At 67.1% G+C, this 16,170-nt stretch carries 16 protein-coding genes; 8 read left to right on the forward strand and 8 right to left on the reverse strand.

The window, feature by feature from the left end:
• Positions 1–22: 22 nt before the first annotated feature.
• Together purC and H6G16_RS08495 are read right to left on the reverse strand one after the other, a co-directional pair.
• The gene (gene purC, locus H6G16_RS08490) at positions 23–778 is read right to left on the reverse strand and encodes a phosphoribosylaminoimidazolesuccinocarboxamide synthase (protein ID WP_190389887.1); all 756 of its coding nucleotides are present in this window, start codon (positions 776–778) and stop codon (positions 23–25) included.
• The gene (locus tag H6G16_RS08495) at positions 775–1,782 is read right to left on the reverse strand and encodes a hypothetical protein (protein ID WP_190389888.1); all 1,008 of its coding nucleotides are present in this window, start codon (positions 1,780–1,782) and stop codon (positions 775–777) included. The genes purC and H6G16_RS08495 overlap by 4 nt, the downstream gene beginning before the upstream one ends.
• 153 nt (positions 1,783–1,935) lie before the next feature.
• Between H6G16_RS08495 and purD the strand changes: the two genes are divergently transcribed.
• Complete coding sequence (gene purD / locus H6G16_RS08500; RefSeq protein ID WP_190389889.1) at positions 1,936–3,258, forward strand: phosphoribosylamine--glycine ligase; 1,323 nt, start codon at positions 1,936–1,938, stop codon at positions 3,256–3,258.
• The gene (gene nblS / locus H6G16_RS08505) at positions 3,255–5,234 is read left to right on the forward strand and encodes a two-component system sensor histidine kinase NblS (protein WP_190389890.1); all 1,980 of its coding nucleotides are present in this window, start codon (positions 3,255–3,257) and stop codon (positions 5,232–5,234) included. The genes purD and nblS overlap by 4 nt, the downstream gene beginning before the upstream one ends.
• 12 nt (positions 5,235–5,246) lie before the next feature.
• Here nblS and kaiC read toward each other — a convergent pair whose 3' ends face one another.
• Genes kaiC through H6G16_RS08520 form a run of 3 tightly spaced genes read right to left on the reverse strand, consistent with a single transcriptional unit; the run spans position 5,247 to position 8,131 of the window.
• Positions 5,247–6,788, reverse strand: coding sequence for a circadian clock protein KaiC (gene kaiC / locus H6G16_RS08510; protein ID WP_190389891.1), 1,542 nt, complete (start codon positions 6,786–6,788; stop codon positions 5,247–5,249).
• A gap of 28 nt (positions 6,789–6,816) precedes the next feature.
• Complete coding sequence (kaiB, locus tag H6G16_RS08515) at positions 6,817–7,251, reverse strand: circadian clock protein KaiB (RefSeq protein WP_242036304.1); 435 nt, start codon at positions 7,249–7,251, stop codon at positions 6,817–6,819.
• A 19-nt stretch (positions 7,252–7,270) separates the two neighbouring features.
• The gene (locus tag H6G16_RS08520; RefSeq protein ID WP_190389892.1) at positions 7,271–8,131 is read right to left on the reverse strand and encodes a circadian clock protein KaiA; all 861 of its coding nucleotides are present in this window, start codon (positions 8,129–8,131) and stop codon (positions 7,271–7,273) included.
• Positions 8,132–8,331: 200 nt separating this feature from the next.
• Between H6G16_RS08520 and rplU the strand changes: the two genes are divergently transcribed.
• Positions 8,332–8,715, forward strand: coding sequence for a 50S ribosomal protein L21 (rplU, locus tag H6G16_RS08525; RefSeq protein WP_190389893.1), 384 nt, complete (start codon positions 8,332–8,334; stop codon positions 8,713–8,715).
• Positions 8,716–8,762: 47 nt separating this feature from the next.
• A complete protein-coding gene (gene rpmA, locus H6G16_RS08530) occupies positions 8,763–9,026 on the forward strand; it encodes a 50S ribosomal protein L27 (RefSeq protein ID WP_190389894.1) in 264 nt (87 codons plus the stop codon).
• Positions 9,027–9,096: 70 nt separating this feature from the next.
• On the opposite strand, the gene H6G16_RS08535 is transcribed toward rpmA, so the two are convergent.
• Positions 9,097–9,864, reverse strand: coding sequence for a methyltransferase domain-containing protein (locus tag H6G16_RS08535; RefSeq protein WP_347238838.1), 768 nt, complete (start codon positions 9,862–9,864; stop codon positions 9,097–9,099).
• A 31-nt stretch (positions 9,865–9,895) separates the two neighbouring features.
• Positions 9,896–10,633 (reverse strand): queuosine precursor transporter, encoded by a 738-nt coding sequence (locus H6G16_RS08540; protein ID WP_190389896.1) that lies wholly within the window; start codon positions 10,631–10,633, stop codon positions 9,896–9,898.
• Between the two features lie 42 nt (positions 10,634–10,675).
• Here H6G16_RS08540 and truB point away from each other — a divergent pair, with 42 nt between their 5' ends.
• The 4 genes from truB (at position 10,676) to H6G16_RS08560 (ending at position 15,420) form a co-directional block, all read left to right on the forward strand.
• A complete protein-coding gene (gene truB, locus H6G16_RS08545) occupies positions 10,676–11,563 on the forward strand; it encodes a tRNA pseudouridine(55) synthase TruB (RefSeq protein WP_190389897.1) in 888 nt (295 codons plus the stop codon).
• Between the two features lie 51 nt (positions 11,564–11,614).
• The gene (locus tag H6G16_RS08550; RefSeq protein WP_190389898.1) at positions 11,615–12,403 is read left to right on the forward strand and encodes a YebC/PmpR family DNA-binding transcriptional regulator; all 789 of its coding nucleotides are present in this window, start codon (positions 11,615–11,617) and stop codon (positions 12,401–12,403) included.
• Between the two features lie 93 nt (positions 12,404–12,496).
• Positions 12,497–13,990 (forward strand): DUF1254 domain-containing protein, encoded by a 1,494-nt coding sequence (locus H6G16_RS08555; protein WP_190389899.1) that lies wholly within the window; start codon positions 12,497–12,499, stop codon positions 13,988–13,990.
• Positions 13,991–14,040: 50 nt separating this feature from the next.
• The gene (locus H6G16_RS08560) at positions 14,041–15,420 is read left to right on the forward strand and encodes a DUF1254 domain-containing protein (RefSeq protein WP_190389900.1); all 1,380 of its coding nucleotides are present in this window, start codon (positions 14,041–14,043) and stop codon (positions 15,418–15,420) included.
• Here H6G16_RS08560 and H6G16_RS08565 read toward each other — a convergent pair.
• Entirely contained in the window at positions 15,417–16,166 is a 750-nt protein-coding gene (locus H6G16_RS08565; protein ID WP_242036318.1) for a glucosamine-6-phosphate deaminase, read from the reverse strand. The genes H6G16_RS08560 and H6G16_RS08565 overlap by 4 nt on opposite strands.
• Between the last annotated feature and the right edge of the window lie 4 nt (positions 16,167–16,170).

Below are 16,170 nucleotides of genomic sequence, written 5' to 3' on the forward strand. Positions count from 1 at the left end.
CAGGCCGCAAATGCCGTCGACCTTACCGGTAGATCCGGGGTTCGGGACAGGCCCCTTGGACCCGTTTGAGGACCTCCCCGTAGGCCTCGACAACGCCGCCCAGATCCTGACGGAATCGATCCTTGTCGAGAATTCGGTCGCTGGCATCGGCCACGGCGCTGTCCCACAGACGGCAGGTGTCAGGACTGATCTCATCGGCCACCACCAATTCGCCGCCGGCGGTGAAGCCCAGTTCGATCTTGAAGTCCACCAACTGCAGGCCGATCCCGTCGAACAGGGTCAGCAATTCCCCATTCACCCGGCGAGCCAACTCCTCCAGCTGACGGCGCTGCTCCGGGGTCACCAGGCCCAGAATCTCCAGCCTGGCCTCCGTGAGCAGCGGGTCGCCATAGGCGTCGTCCTTGTAATAGAGATCCAGCAGGGGGGGATCCAGGGGCGTCCCCGGCTGGATGGGCATCTGCTTGCACAGGGATCCGGCCGCCACATTGCGGATCACCACTTCGATCGGGATGACCCGCACCGGCCGCACCAGCATCCACTGGCTGCCCTGGATGCCGAGGTAGTGGGTCGGCACCCCACGGGAGGCCAAATGCTCGAACAGCAGGGCCGAAATCCGGCAGTTCAGCTCCCCCTTCCCGGCCAGCTGGGCCTTCTTGAGGGCGTTGAATGCGGTCGCGTCGTCCTTGTACTCCACCGCCACGAGGTCGGGCTGGTCGGTAGCGAAGACCCGCTTGGCCTTGCCTTCGTACAGGAGGGAACCGAGGGTAAAGGCCGTCATGGCTGGGGATCGGAGGTGGGAGGCGCGGCGTGACCGCCGGGGGAGCGGGGGGATCGCAGCTGCCGTTCCAACTCACCCTGGCGGGTGAGGGAGGCCGGATCACGGCGCCGCCAGAGCCATTCACCGTAGGCATCATCGAGGCCACCGCTGAGCCGCAGGCGCCGCTCGGCCGCCCGGGCCGAGGCCTGCGGCGAGCTGCCCGCCAGGGCCAGCTGCTGATCGAGAATCTGGGCCACCAGACCCCAGGATCCGGCAGCGGCGGCCTGCTCCAGAGCCAATTCCAACAGGCGCTCCTGCTCCACGGCGGGCAACCCGTCCAGCAGCAGCACCGCCTGGGCCAGCCGCTCCGCCGCCACCGGCCCGGATGGGCGACCGGCCAGCAACACTTCAGCGGCCCGCTGGCGCTGGCCCAGGCTCTCGAGATGACCGGCCAGAAGATCGAGGGCGGGGCGCGTCACCGCTGTGCCGTCCTGGCGCTGGGCCACCGGCAGCTCCAGGGCCGCCAACCGGGCCAGGTCGCCGGCCGCCAGGCGCTCCAGCGCCGCCGCCGCCAGCCCATGGTGCAGGCCCGCCTGGGCAGCCCGCCACTGCAGCTGCAGCCACTGACTGCGCTCAGGGCCCGCCGCCGGACTGATCCGCCCGAGCACCTGCAGCGCCCCATCGGGCGCCTGGCAACTCAGCAGACCATGGGCATTGGCCAACACCACCGCCAGGGGCTGGGGCGCCGGATGGATGGTGAGCAGGCGCTGTTGCAGCTGCCGCAACCGCGGTCCATCTCCCTGCTGCAGAGCTGCAACACAGGCCCCATCCAGGGCCGTGAGATCTCCCTGGCGCAGCAGGGCGGCAAAAGCGGGATCGGCGGCCGTGGGGGCGGCAGCGGCCCGCACCGCCCCGGGTGCCATCCAGGTTCCCAGGGCCAGCAGCGCCACCCCGAGCCCCAGACTGCGCCCCAGCGATGGCACCGAACGGGCGCGCTGGGAGAATGGGGCTCGGCTGGTCGGCATGTCGGGACATCGGGCACGGCAACCCGATCAGCAGGGTTCAACCTAAGGGAGCTGCCGCGTCCCTTCCAGCCTTCCGAGCCCACTGCTGCCCAGACCCCTTCCTCCCAGGCAGACCCGCTCCACCACCCAGCCCTTCCGACCACCTCCCCGCCCATGGCATCCGCCCCGTACCCCACCCCCTCCCGAATCCTCGTGGTCGGCGGCGGCGGGCGCGAGAACGCCCTGGGCTGGGCCCTGGCCCGCTGTCCCGGCGTGGAGGCCGTGTGGATTGCGCCCGGAAACGGCGGCAGCGCCGAGCTGGCCGGCTGCCGCCAGCTCCCCATTGCAGAGACGGACGCAGCCGGGCTGCTCGCCGCCTGCCGGGACCAGTCGGTGGAACTGGTGGTGGTCGGCCCGGAAGCGCCCTTGGCCGCGGGCCTGGCCGATCAGCTGCGGGCCGCCGGCATCCCGTGCTTCGGCCCGGGAGCCGATGGGGCCCAGCTGGAGGCCAGCAAGCAGTGGGCCAAGGCCCTGATGGTGGAGGCCGGCATCCCCACGGCCGGCTTCTGGCCCGCCAGCAGCCGGGAGCAGGCTCTGGCGGTGTTGGAGGCCCAGGGCCGCCCCCTGGTGGTGAAGGCCGATGGCCTGGCGGCAGGCAAGGGAGTGACCGTGGCGGAGAGCCTGGACGAGGCCCGAGCCGCCATTGAGGCGATCTTTGCCGGCCGGTTCGGGGGTGGGGGAAGCGAAGCTCAAGACAACGGGGCCTCCCTCGTCCTGGAGGAGCGGACCCACGGCCCCGAGGTGTCTGTCTTTGCGCTCTGCGACGGCCAGCGGATGGTGCTGCTGCCCACCGCCCAGGACCACAAGCGCATCGGCGAGGGGGACACCGGTCCCAACACCGGCGGCATGGGCGCCTATGCACCCGCGCCCCTGCTGGATGCCCAGGGCCTGGAGGCGGTGCGCCAGCTGGTGCTGGAACCCACCCTGGCCGCCCTGAGGGCCCGCGGCATTGACTACCGCGGTGTGATCTATGCCGGCCTGATGCTCACCGAGAGCGGTCCGAGCGTGATCGAGTTCAACTGTCGCTTCGGCGATCCGGAATGCGAAACCCTGATGCCGCTGCTGGGGCCGGAACTGGCCCAGATCCTGCTCGCCTGCGCCAACGGCAGCCTGGACCAGGCTCCCGCTCTCACCATCCATCCCGGCTGCAGTGCCTGTGTGATCGCCGCGGCAGCGGGATACCCCGGCGAGATCCGCAGGGGCGACGTCATCACCAGCACACTCGAAAGTGACAACACCCTGCAGCTCTTCCATGCCGGCACCCAGCGGAACGCGGATGGCCACTGCCTCACCAGCGGCGGCCGGGTGCTGGCGGTGGTGGGGCAGGCCGACAGCTTTGATGCCGCCTTCGAGCGGGCCTACGGCGGCCTGGCCCAGGTGAGCTTTGCGGGCATGACCTTCCGCCGCGACATCGGCCATCAGGTGCGCAGCCGATGAGCTGGCGACAGGCCCTGGGCCGCTGGTGGGCGGAATTCAGCCTGCAGACCAAGCTGCTGGCGGTGGCCACCCTGGTGGTGAGCCTGTTGATGACAGGCATCACCTTCTTTGCCCTCAACAGCATCCAACGGGATGCCCAGATGAGCGACACCCGCTACGCGCGGGATCTTGGCCTGCTGCTCTCCGCCAACGTGACCCCGCTGGTGGCCGAGGGGAACGACCGGGAGCTGGCGGCCGTCGCCGATCGGTTCTGGCGCTCCAGCCGCAGTCTCCGCTACATCTTCTTCGCCGACCCCGAGGGGGTCATCTACCTGGGGATCCCCATCGGCGCCAGCTCGGGCAGTAGTGAGCTGCTGCTCAGTCGCCGCTTGGAGCTGCCGGCCGACCTGCAGAAACGACCCGATACGCCGCTGGTACGCCAGCACCTCAGCCCGGATGGCCAGGTGACCGATGTGTTTGTGCCGATGCTGAGCGAGGGCCGCTATCTGGGGGTGCTGGCCCTCGGCATCAATCCCAATGAAACCCTGCTGGCCAGTGCCGCCCTCACCCGGGAGGTCACCGTGGCGGTGTTCATCTCGATCTGGGTGCTGGTGATTCTGGGGGCCGTCTTCAACGCCCTCACCATCACCCGCCCGGTCAAGGAGCTGTTGCAGGGCGTGCGCTCCATCGCGGGAGGCAAGTTCGAAACGCGCCTGGCCCTGCCCGTGGGGGGGGAACTGGGGGAGCTGCTTGAAGGGTTCAACACGATGGCCTCCCAATTGGAGGACTACAAGGCGGCCAACATCGAAGAGCTCACCGCGGCCCAGGTGAAGCAGCAATCCCTGATTGCCACCATGGCGGATGGGGCCGTGCTGCTCGATGCCGAAGGGGCGATTGTGCTGGCCAATCCCACCGCCCGGCGCCTGTTTCGCTGGGAGGGCCGCAACCTGGAGGGCAACGATCTGATCGCCGAACTGCCCGAGCGGCTGGCGATGGAGCTGCAATCGGCCCTCGAAAGCGTCACCTGTCGCGACCGGGAAACGACGGATGTACGCTGCAGCTTCGGCGAACCCTCCCGCACCCTGAGGATCGTGCTGCAGTCGGTGCGCGATGCCAGCGGGGAAAGCCTCAAGGGCATCGCCATGACCATCCAGGACCTGACCCGCGAGGTGGAACTCAACGCTGCCCAGAGCCGTTTCATCAGCAACGTCTCCCATGAGCTGCGCACGCCGCTGTTCAACATCAAGAGCTATGTGGAAACCCTCCACGACCTGGGCGACCAGCTCACCGAGGAGGAAAAGCGGGAATTCCTAGGCATCGCCAACGCCGAAACCGATCGTCTCACCCGACTCGTCAACGACGTGCTCGACCTCTCCCGACTGGAGTCGGACCGGGTGTGGAGTCTGGAGCCCATGGAGCTGGCTCCCGCCATCGAGCAGACCCTGCGCACCTACCGGCTGAATGCGGACGAAAAAGGCGTAACCCTGGCCTTCGACGCCGATCCCCTGCTGCCGCGGGTTCTGGGCAACTGGGACCTGCTGCTGCAGGTGTTCGACAACCTGGTGGGGAATGCCCTCAAGTTCACCCCCAAAGGTGGGCAGCTCCAGCTGCGGGCCTACCCCTGGCCCGATCTCTGCCAGCTCACCCCCGGCACCGAACCCAGCAGCGACAGTCCGAGCTGTGAACTCACCTCGCCGTTGCCGAGGCTGCGCATCGAGATTGCCGACAGCGGCTGTGGCATCTCCGAGGCCGACCAGGACCGCATCTTCGAGCGCTTTTTCCGCGTGGAGAATGCGGTGCACACCGAGGCCGGCACGGGGCTGGGCCTCTCGATTGTGCGGGGGATCCTCGAGAAGCACGGCACCCGAATCCGGATGGCCAGCGCGCCCGGCATCGGCACCACCTTCTGGTTTGACCTGCCCCTGGAGGATTCCGACTCCGACGAACTGCGGCTGCTGGCCGAACGGCGGCGCTACGACCAGGCTGTCACCGCCTAGGGAGCCCTTCGCTTAGCGGTCGTCGTCCGCCACACCCCGCACAATCCGGGAGAGCTCACTGCGCTCGTCGGTGGTGATGCGATGGGGGACGCCAGAGATGATTCGCTCGAAATTGGAGAAGGAGTCCTTGATCTCCGGACCATTGCTCGTGATCACAAATTCACGGATGCCCTTGTCGTGCCAGGAGCCACGCATCTTGAACACGTTGAGGGCCCGGGCCATCTCGCCACGGATTTCCACGTACTGGAGCAGCAGGATCGTGTCCGTGATCGTGGAGATGTGGGAATCGGTGATCGAGTGGCTACCCATGAACTCCTCGGAGGTGTTCGTGAAGAAGCCGGCGATCTCCTCCTGCTTGGCATAGCCGGTCACGCCGATCACAAACTGGCGGAAGGCGTTGTGGCTCACGCCTCGGGCGAGGGCGGAAAGCGAATCGATCGCCATGCGCGAGGGCTTGAACTGGCTGATCTCGGTTTTGATGATCTGGAGATGGTCCTCCAGACCGGTGGACTCGGGATAGGCACAGATGATTTTCAGCAGGCCATCCTGCTCCATCTGTTCAAAATCAATCCCCCAACTGGTGGCATTGCGCAGCAACTGGGCCCGGGACTCCTCATAGGCGAAGAGAATGGCCCGCTCCTTGTTGGCACAGGCGTTCTCCACGAACTTGCTCACCAAAAGCGTCTTACCCGTACCGGTGGCGCCGGTGGCCAGGATGATCGAATCCTTGAAGAAGCCGCCCCCACACATGTCATCGAGCCGCGGCACCCCGGAGCTCACGCGCACATTGGAGCTGCGCTGGGTGAGGCGCATCGCTCCGAGCGGGAAGATGCTGATCCCGTGGGCCCCCATCGTGAAGGGGAATTCACCCTTCATGTGGGTGGTGCCCCGCAACTTGAGGATCTCACAAGTGCGCCGCCGGCGCTCCCCTTCCAACACGTTGCGCAGAATCACAACGTTGTCAGACACGAACTCCTCAACGCCGTAACGGGCGATCGGGCCGTATTCATCGATGCGCTCGGTGGTCATCAGTGTGGTGACACCAATCTCCTTGAGGCGCGCAATCAGGCGAAAAATTTCACGCCGCACGACCGAAACAGCATCGTATTGCTGAAACACTGCCGTGATTGAATCAATCGCAACCCGCCGTGCCTTGTACTTGCGAATTGCATAATTGATGCGCTCGATCAAGCCAGAGAGATCAAAGCTGCCGGCCACATCCTGCCCTTCTGGATCGGGCGAAGCATCGAGGATAAAGAGCTTGTCCTGCTCAACCATCTCCTGCAGGTTCCACCCAAAGCTGGCGGCGTTGCGCAGAATATCGAGCGGCGACTCCTCAAAGGTGACAAAAATTCCGGGTTCGTTGTACTCGCGAATGCCGTTGTAGAGAAAGTTGAGCGAGAACACCGTCTTGCCCGTGCCAGACGTGCCACTGATCAGGGTGGAGCGGCCGATGGGCAGCCCTCCATGGCAGACATCATCGAAGCCCTCAATCCCAGTCGGGAGCTTCTGCACCTGCATCAGGGGATTGCTGGTGGCGCTTGGGTCCTGCATCGACAGTCGGGGTCTGAAGTAAAACTAGTCAGGGCAGTGGGGACTGAGAAGGGAGAGGATCTGTAGGAGCTGGGGCTGCCTCCCCAAACCCGCCATCGGACTGAACGCGATCCAACGGGGAGTCCCCAGGATGGCCTTCCTCAGCGTCCTCGTCATCGCCAAGGGCCTCCTCGGTGAGCTCCTCGTAGAGCAGGTCGAGACCGATCAGCACCCGCTCCCGATCCGAGAGGTCACCGATGATGCGCCGCACCGGCGGCGGCAGGATCTTGGCCAAGGTGGGGGTGGCCAGGATCTTGTCTTCCTCGGCCAACTGGGGATTTTTCAGCACATCAATCACCTTGAGGGCATAGACACCCCGGAACTCCGTCTCGAGAATGTTCCGCAGGGTCTTGAGGGCACGCATCGAATTCGGCGTGTTGCCCGCCACATACAGCTTGAGGATGTAGGTCTTGCGTGGAGTCATGGTTCAGGAAGCTCCTGGGTCAGGCCATCGAAGACTGGCCGGGGGACTGGGCCTGAAGGCCAGCGAGAGGGGCATCGGGGGGAATGGAGCGGCGATACATCTCGCAAAGATGGGCCATCACGTCGAGCAGGGCCAATCGATAGTCCTGGAGAAAATCGTTCTTATGCCCTTCTAGCTTGAGCTGTTTCGAGAAGCCATCAATCAGATTCATGTGAATCTCAACAGTTTTGGTAATGGGTAGATCGCTGAAAAATGCCGTATTGACAAAACTTTCAAGCGCTTGGTTGGCGGCGGCGGGGTCGCGGAAGTAGCTGAGCAGCAGGTCCCGGTAGGTGCGTTCCAGGGAATTCACCAGCTCCTCCCGATCGATCTCCGGCAGGTTGCGCAGGAACCGGGCCGGATCACGCTTGTAAAACACCCCCACAAAACCCAGCCGTCCCTTCAGCCGGTTGGCCAACTTCCAGCGGTCCGGCGGCGCGGACGCCTGATCGGCCGGCGGGCTTCCGGCACTCACCAAGCCACGTTGGAGGAAACGGGACACGGCGGCATCGAGGCTGTAGCTGAGCTGCTCCAGCTGATCGGGAGGCAGGTGCACCTCGGAGTCATGGAACTCGATCTGGCCGCTCACCTCCCCAATGACCACAGCAGGCAACAGCAGGCCCAGATCGGCCAGCGACTGGTAGTTCTGCCTGTCCAGGGCGCCCTGCTCCAGCAGGACGGCATCAAACTCATCCCGGCGCTGATCCAGCTCCCCCACCGGGTTGCGGGCCGGATCGACCCACACCATCTGGCAGTGCCCCCCTGCCAGCCAGCGGGAGCAGGCCTCCTGCAGGCGGGTGTTGCGGATCAGGGAAGCGATGGTGAGAGCCGGTTCGGGCATGGACCGCTTCGGCGGCGGGATGACCCGCGGGAATGGCCTCCAAATGTTGACGAAAGGAAGGCCTGAGCGGGAAGATTATTGTTTGTTTTTCGATTGTGTGCGCCAGGCCGAATGACGGCCGGTCGCCTTCGCGGAGATGCCCCCTCTGAGAGGGGCCCCTCCCGAAGTCGCCCCGTCAGCCTGGCCACGCCCTTGCCGCCATGAGCCCAACCCCCGAAACCACCGCTGCCGTTCAGGACAGCCCCGTCACCGGCCCCTACGCCATTGTTGAGGCCTCCGGTCAGCAGTTCTGGCTGCAGCCAAACCGCTACTACGACCTCGATCGCCTCGCGGTGGACGTCGATGGCACCCTGACCATCGACAACGTGCTGCTGGTCAACGACGGCAAGGCCACCACCCTGGGCCAGCCCTACGTCAAAGGCGCCACGGTGCAGCTGAAGGTGATGGCCCATCGCCGCGGCCAGAAGATCATTGTCTACAAGATGCGTCCCAAGAAAAAAACCCGTCGCAAGAACGGTCACCGCCAGGAACTCACCCGGGTGATGGTCGAGTCGATCACCGTGGGCGGCAAGGCGATTTCCTGACCCTATCCCTCTAGCTTTTCCGAACGTTTCCCTGACTCCTCCACCCCATGGCCCACAAGAAAGGCACAGGCTCCACCCGCAACGGCCGCGATTCCAACTCCAAGCGCCTGGGCGTCAAGCGCTACGGCGGTGAAACCGTGAGCGCCGGCTCGATCCTGATCCGCCAGCGCGGCACCTCGGTGCTCCCCGGCGTGAACGTGGGTCGCGGCTCCGACGACACCCTGTTTGCCCTAGTGGATGGGGTGGTGAGCTTCGACACCATCAAGCGCGGCCTGCGCAGCCGCAAGCGCATCAACATCGCCGTCGGCTGATCGCGGCGCTTCCCCCATCTGCCGGCGGGTCTCCCGCCGGCTTTTTTGATGGCCAGGGACCAGGGCCCGTTCAGGCCAGGCGATAGGCCCGGGTGGTGATCAGATAGGGATGAAACACCTCCAGAAACCGGCTCTGGAGGGTGCGGAAGAAGGCCTCCACCAGCTCGGGGGCATCGAAGTGGAAGGGGTACTCCCCCTCAAACCCTTTGAAGAAATACCAGTTGAGCAGGGCAATCCCGGCCGGGGTGAGGCGCTCGGCAAACACCTCCAGCTGGCGGGCCGGATCGCTCAGGTGCTCGAGCACGTCCAGGCAGACGATGGTGTCGAAGCGCGGGGGCAGGGCCGGATCGGCCAGATCGCGGAAGCAGCGCAGCTTGGCCGCCAGGCCCAGCTCGGCGGCGCGGGCCTCCACGAAGGCCCGGTTGTGGGGATTGAGATCCACGAACCACACCTGCTCCACCTGGGGCAGGGCCGCCGCCGCCAGGGCATGGCTGCCAATGCCACCACCAAAGTCGAGCACCTGACCGGCGGCAAAGCGCTGCTGCAGGCGCAGGGTGTCGGCGATGTAATCGGCACTGCCGAGGTGCCAGGCCGCCAGCTCCAGCAGGTGGCCCGTGCCAACGGCATCTTCGTAGAACTGCTCCACCCGGTCCGGATCGAAGGCTCCGGGATGCAGGGCGGCCAGATCGTCGGTGCTGCTGGGCAAGCGGCGCTCCAACTCCTGGGGGGCGATCTGGAGAAAGCTGGCCAACTGGGGGCGCAGGGCAAAGCCGTCGGCCAGAAACCGCTCCACCGTGAGGGGGGATGCCGGCGCCAGCCCCTCTTGCCTCTCCACCACCAACGCCATCCCTCAACAGGTTGACGCCAACCTAGGTGCCGGGATTCGGGGCTCTCTCCGTGGGGCCATCGGCCAGCTCAACCCCGTCACCGGGCACCTCGAGCCAGTGCCGCAACCAGGCCACCAGGCCATAAAAGGGCAGGGTGTCCGCCAAGGCGGCAATCAGTTTGAACAGATAGCCACTGGCAATGAACGAGGCCAACTGGGGCAGCACGGGCTCACCGGGGCGCACCGGCAGCACATGGCTGGCGTAATGGCTGATCAGCACCACGGCGCTGGTGTCCACCAGCTGACTCACCAGGGTGGACCCGTTGTTGCGCAGCCACAGGGCCTTGCCACCACTGAAGCGCTTCCAGAAATGGAACAGGCGCACATCGGTGAACTGGGCTGCCAGATAGGCCACCATCGAGGCTCCGACGGCACCAAAGGCCAGCCGCCGCACCTCGAAGAAGGTGGCCTCCGGCGCCCCCTGCAGCCCCGGCAAAATGCCGCCGAGCCAGAGGATCAGCACGATCCAACCATTGAGCAACAGGCCCACCCAGACCAACTGGGAAGCCTTCTGCTCCCCCCAGAGCTCACTGATCAGATCGGTGCACAGAAAGGTGATCGGATAGGGCAGGGCCCCCACCGCCACCACAATGGGCCAGCTGCCGATTGACCCCAGCTGCAGAAAGCGGGTGAGACCGAGGATGTTGAGCATGCCCATCGTGCCCAGGAACAGGCCGGCCAGCACCAGAAACGCCAGGTCGCGGCGCTGCTGCACGGTCATCGAAGCGGAGCATGGGACCCTGCAAGGCTGACGCTCCGATCCATGGCTGACCAGCCCTGCGGCTTCCTGGTGCTCGACAAGCCCACCGGACTCACCTCCCATGGCTGTGTGAGCAGGGTGCGCCGCGCCTATGGCCTCAAGCGGGTGGGCCACGGCGGCACCCTCGATCCAGCGGTCACCGGCGTGCTGCCGATTGCCCTGGGCCCCGCCACCCGGCTGCTGCCCTACCTGGAGGGCGACAAGACCTACCGGGGCGTGGTGCAGCTGGGGGTGCGCACCGTCAGCGATGACCTCGAGGGGGAGGTGCTGAGCCAAGCCGCCGTGCCCGCCCTGAGCAGAGCCGATCTGGAGGTGGCCCTGGCGGCCTTTCGCGGCCCAATCCAGCAGGTGCCCCCCCAGGTGTCGGCCGTGCACGTGGAGGGGCAGCGGGCCTACGCCCGGGTGCGCCAGGGAGAGGAGCTCAACCTGGCCGCCCGAGCCGTGACACTGCACCGCCTGGAGCTGCTGGGTTGGGATGGGGCCACCGCCCGCCTGGAGGTGCTGGTGCGCTGCTCCGCCGGCACCTACATCCGCTCCCTGGCCCGCGACCTGGGAGACGTGCTGGGCTGCGGCGGTGCCCTGGCCACCTTGCGCCGCACCGAGGCCCTTGGCTTCGGTTTGGAGCAGGCCGTGCCCCTGGAGGCCCTCGACCAGACCCCCTGCCCAACCCTGCTGGATCCCCTGACGGCCCTGGCCCACCTGCCCAAGCGGCAACTGGATGGCGGGGAGCTGGAGAGCTGGCGCTGCGGCCGGGCCCTGGGCCACGATCTGCCCGTGGAAACCGGCGAGCCCGTGGCGGTGCTGGGGCCGGATGGCAACCTGGCCGGCATGGCACGCGCCCAGGACACCGGCCTGCTGCACCCGAAACTGGTGTTCAATGCCGCCGGTTGAGCCGACCCGGTCGGGCTGTCTCAGTCCTGTTGTTTTTTTCCAGTCGCTCCGATGGCCGGCCACAGCAAGTGGGCCCAGATCAAACGCACCAAAGCCGTGGTGGACGCCAAACGCGGCGCCCTGTTCACCCGGCTGGGGCGGGAGATCACGGTGGCGGCCCGGAGCGGGGCCGATCCAGCCGGCAACTTCCAATTGCGCACGGCACTTGAGAAAGCCAAGGCCGCCGGGCTGCCCAACACCAACATCGAGCGCGCCATCGCCAAAGGATCCGGGCAAGGCGGCAGCGGTGGCGACACCTTTGAGGCCGTGCGCTACGAGGGCTACGGCCCCGGCGGCGTGGCCGTGCTGGTAGAGGCCTTCACCGACAACCGCAACCGCACCGCCGCCGAGGTGCGCCTGGCCTTCAGCAAACAGGGCGGCAACCTGGGCGAGTTGGGTTGCGTGGGCTATCTGTTCGAACAGCGGGCGGTGGTGCAAGTCGCCTCGCCGTCCCAGCCGGGACAGGCCTTGGACGAAGACGCCCTGCTGGAGGGCCTGCTGGCCCTGGAGGAACGGGGCGGCCCGCCGTCCCTGGGCTACGAGCTCGATGGCCAGGGGGCCGAGGTGTTCGGGGCTTACGAGGTGCTGGAGGCCCTGCAGGATGGCCTGCGGGGCCAGGGTTTCGCGGTGACTGGCTGGGAGCACCGCTGGATCCCCCAGACGGCCTGTCTCCTCAGCGACCCTGCCACCCTGCGGGGCTGCCTGCGCATGCTCGATGCCCTCGAAGAGCTCGACGACGTGCGCAGCGTCACCAGCAACCTGGAGGCCGACGAAGACCTGATCGCCACCGTGCTCGACTGAAAGCCCAAGCCGGTCGGATCACAACCGGTGTAGGCACCTGGCCGGACTGGGTGGGTTGATCAAGCTGGAGCCCATGCCCGCTCACCACGCCCCATGCCAAACCGTCCCTCCGCAGCCTGGGCCCTCGCCGTCCTGGGGCTGCTGAGCGTCTTGCCCTCGGCCGGCCTGGCCCAGGGCGGCACCACCCCAGCGACCAAAACCAGCGTGGACATCCCGGCGCTGGGACGCCTGGACCTGGAGAACGGCTACCCGAGCGCCGCCACCGCCCGCAAGCTCTACAACGAACTCGATCTGCAGCGGGCCACCCAGGGCTACCTCTGGGCCCTACCCGCCGTGGGCTTCAAGGCGCTCTACGACGCCCAGGCCAAAACCATGGGCGTGCGCAACGGCGACGTGCTGCTCTACCGCACGCTGCAGGACAAGGCGGGGATGCTCACCCCCAACATCACCACCCTCTACGCCTTCAGCTTCTGGGATCTGGCCAAGCAGGGGCCGCTGGTGGTGGAGGTGCCGGCCGGGCTCACCGCCGGCGGCGTGCTCGACATCTGGCAGCAGCCGATCACCGACATGGGCCAGACCGGGCCCGACAAGGGTGCCGGCGGCAAGTACCTGATCCTTCCCCCCGGGGGACCGGAGGTGGTGGCCCCGGGCTACCGAATCTTCCGGGCGTCCAGCAACCAGGTGTGGTTCGGCACCCGCGGCCTGGCCCCCGACAAGGCCGTGGCCGAGGCCACCGTGCGCCAGCACCGGCTCTACGGCTGGAACCAGCGCGCCAATCCGCCGGTGTCCCGCTACGCGGAGGTGGGCGGTCGCCCCTGGCAGTCGGCCCAGCCCGCCGATCTCTCCTACTGGCGGCTGCTCAGTGAGCTCTATGCGAACGAGCCGGTGGCCCCGCGCGACCGGATGATGTTCGGAATGCTGTCACCCCTGGGCATCAACCCCGGCCAGCCCTTCCAGCCCGATGCCCGCCAGGCGCGGATCCTGGGCGAGGCGGCCCAGCTGGGCGACCTGATGGCCCGCAGCATCGCCTACGACAAGCGCACCCCCGGCGCCACGGTGTACCCGGGCAAACTCTGGGAATACGCGGTGCTCTTCGATCTCGACCAGGAATCGCCCGACAAACGGCGGGTGCAGTTCGACGAGCGCACGTCGTGGTTCTACGAGGCGATCGGCATGTCGGTGGGGATGCAGGGCCGGGTGGTGGGCTTCGGCCAGGTGTACCTGGAGGCGTCCAAGGACGCCAAGGGCCAATGGCTCGATGGCGGTCGCACCTACCGCATGCGGGTGCCGGCAAGCGCCCCGGTGAAGCAGTTCTGGTCGATCACCCTCTACGACAACCTCAGCCGCGGACCGCTGATCACGGCGCAGGGCGCCGCCGACCTCAGCTCCCGCAAACCCGATCTGGTGAGCAACGCCGACGGCTCGGTGGATGTGGATTTCGGGCCTGTCCGCCCTGCGGGCGCGAAGAACTGGATCCAGACCAGCCCGGGTAAGGGCTGGTTCGCCTACTTCCGCTTCTACGGCCCCACTGAGCCCTATTTCGCCAAGACCTGGCAGCTGAACGACATCACACCCATTCAGCCATGACACCGATCCACCATCGCCCGCTCCGGCCCCTTGGGCTGATCCTCGCCCTGATGACGATGGCCAGCGTGCCGGGCCCAGCCCTAGCCGCCACGCCAGCCGCCATAGCGCCGGCGGCCACCACCGCCCCAACCCCCGCCGAAGCGAAGGCCATCGCCGAGGAGGCCTGGCTCTACGCCTACGCGCCGCTGCAGGGCTACCAGACCTTCTGGAACCAGACCCAGAACAAGGCCTTTCCGGGCTATGTGGGCGGGTTCAACCGGTTCCGCCACTACAGCCGTTCGGCCACCCCGGCAGACACGGACATCGTCACCCCCAACAACGACACGCCCTACTCCTGGGCCTGGCTGGATCTGCGGGCCGAGCCGATCGTGCTGAAGCTGCCGGCGGTGAAGGCACCCCGGTATTACGTGAACCAGTGGTTCGACCTCTACACCCATAACTTCGCCTATACCGGCGTGCGGGCCACGGGGCGCGGCGCCGGCACCTACCTGTTCGGCGGCCCCCGCTGGCGGGGCACGGTTCCCAAAGGAATCACCAAGGTGTTCCGGGCCGAGACCGATTTCGTGGGCACCCTCACCCGCACCCAGCTCAACGGACCCGACGACATCCCCGCCCTGCAGGCGCTGCAGGCCCAGTACCAACTGATCCCCCTCTCGCGCTTTGAAGGAACCCAGCCCCCCAGGCCCGCACCGGCGGTGACCTGGCCTGCCTGGGATGCCGCCAAGGCCGAGGGAATCGGCTTCATCAGCTATCTCAACGCCCTGCTGCCGTTCATGCCCACCGTGCCCTCGGAGAGGGCGCTGATGGCGCGCTTTGCCCGCATCGGCATCGGCCCGGGCCGCCCCTTTGATCCGAATCAGCTCCAGCCCGCCACCCGCAGCGCCATCGAGGCCGGGGTGGCCGCCGCCGCCGCCAACCTGCGTACCAAGGCCCTGGCCCAGAGCAGTTCGAAGGGGTTCTTCGGCACCCGTGACGAACTGGGCAGCGACTACCTCACCTACCGCGCCATGGGGGCGATGCTGGGGATCTACGGCAACAGCAGTGCCGAGGCCTTCTACGCCAGCCAACAGACGGGCCCCGACGGCAAGGTGCTCGACGGCCGTCGCCAGTGGGTGCTGCGGTTCCCCGCCGGCCAGTTGCCGCCGGTGCGTGAGTTCTGGTCGATCACGATGTACAACCTGCCCCAGCGGTTGCTGGTGGCCAATCCGATCAACCGCTATTCAATCGGGGATCGCACCCAGGGCCTGAAGCTGGGGCCCGACGGCTCCCTGGAGATCTATCTCCAGCATGACAACCCAGGGCCAGACAAGGTCTCCAACTGGTTACCCGCCCCCGCTGGGCCCTTCTTCTTCGTGGGCCGTCTCTATGGACCAGGCCCGTCGGCCCTCTCCGGGCAATGGCAGCTGCCCCCCCTGCAGGAACGCCCCTAGCGCTCCTGGGGGAGGGCGGTGGCTGCAGGGCCATCCACCAGCACCTCCAGCCGCGGGTGGTGCTGCAGCCAACTGGCCGGCACCTCCGGGCAGGGAGGCTCCAGCAGCGCCCGGCGCAGCATCGAGGCCTTGGCCGCACCGGTCACCACCAGGAGAATCCGCTCGGCCGCCAGGATCTCGGCCAATCCCAGGGTGATCGCCTGGAGCGGCACCGCCCCGGCATCCCCGCCGAAGGCCGGGGCGTTCTGGGCCCGGGTGGCGGCACTGAGCGCCAGGCAACGGCAGGGGGCCTCCGGGCCACAGGGGGGTTCGTTGAAGCCCACGTGACCATTGCTGCCCAAGCCCAGGAGCTGCAGACCGATCCCCCCTGCGCCAACCAGGGCCGCCCGATAGCGCCCGGCCTCCTGCAGGGGATCGGCCGCCAGGCCATCGGGCAGCTGCACCTGGGCCGGCGCCAACCCGAGCGGGCCCTGCAGCTGATCCGCCATGAACGCGGCGAAGGAACGGGGATCGGTCGGCCCGAGGCCGACGTATTCATCGAGGTTGAAGCTGAGCCAGCCCTGCCGGATGGCCTGCTGGTCCGGCGCGTTGAACCGATCAAACTGCCGCCGCAAGGCGCCATACACGGGCACCATGGTGCGTCCCGTGGCCAGGCCCAGGGGACGGGGACAGGAGGCGCGACGCTCCTGCAACAGCCGCTCCGCCACCGCCTCGGCCACGGCCCCGGGGTCTGCCATCACGGTCAACTCC

The sequence above is a fragment of the Cyanobium sp. FACHB-13342 genome, from assembly GCF_014697415.1.
Lineage (GTDB): Bacteria > Cyanobacteriota > Cyanobacteriia > PCC-6307 > Cyanobiaceae > Cyanobium_A.

Excerpts from the sequence above, each read along its gene's own strand:
- H6G16_RS08550 (WP_190389898.1), top strand. The coding sequence starts at position 11,615 with ATGGCCGGCCACAGCAAGTGGGCCCAGATCAAACGCACCAAAGCCGTG.
- purC (WP_190389887.1), bottom strand. The coding sequence starts at position 778 with ATGACGGCCTTTACCCTCGGTTCCCTCCTGTACGAAGGCAAGGCCAAG.
- kaiC (WP_190389891.1), bottom strand. The coding sequence starts at position 6,788 with ATGCAGGACCCAAGCGCCACCAGCAATCCCCTGATGCAGGTGCAGAAG.
- rplU (WP_190389893.1), top strand. The coding sequence starts at position 8,332 with ATGAGCCCAACCCCCGAAACCACCGCTGCCGTTCAGGACAGCCCCGTC.
- H6G16_RS08560 (WP_190389900.1), top strand. The coding sequence starts at position 14,041 with ATGACGATGGCCAGCGTGCCGGGCCCAGCCCTAGCCGCCACGCCAGCC.
- kaiB (WP_242036304.1), bottom strand. The coding sequence starts at position 7,251 with ATGACTCCACGCAAGACCTACATCCTCAAGCTGTATGTGGCGGGCAAC.
- purD (WP_190389889.1), top strand. The coding sequence starts at position 1,936 with ATGGCATCCGCCCCGTACCCCACCCCCTCCCGAATCCTCGTGGTCGGC.
- rpmA (WP_190389894.1), top strand. The coding sequence starts at position 8,763 with ATGGCCCACAAGAAAGGCACAGGCTCCACCCGCAACGGCCGCGATTCC.
- truB (WP_190389897.1), top strand. The coding sequence starts at position 10,676 with ATGGCTGACCAGCCCTGCGGCTTCCTGGTGCTCGACAAGCCCACCGGA.
- nblS (WP_190389890.1), top strand. The coding sequence starts at position 3,255 with ATGAGCTGGCGACAGGCCCTGGGCCGCTGGTGGGCGGAATTCAGCCTG.
- H6G16_RS08520 (WP_190389892.1), bottom strand. The coding sequence starts at position 8,131 with ATGCCCGAACCGGCTCTCACCATCGCTTCCCTGATCCGCAACACCCGC.
- H6G16_RS08540 (WP_190389896.1), bottom strand. The coding sequence starts at position 10,633 with ATGACCGTGCAGCAGCGCCGCGACCTGGCGTTTCTGGTGCTGGCCGGC.
- H6G16_RS08555 (WP_190389899.1), top strand. The coding sequence starts at position 12,497 with ATGCCAAACCGTCCCTCCGCAGCCTGGGCCCTCGCCGTCCTGGGGCTG.
- H6G16_RS08495 (WP_190389888.1), bottom strand. The coding sequence starts at position 1,782 with ATGCCGACCAGCCGAGCCCCATTCTCCCAGCGCGCCCGTTCGGTGCCA.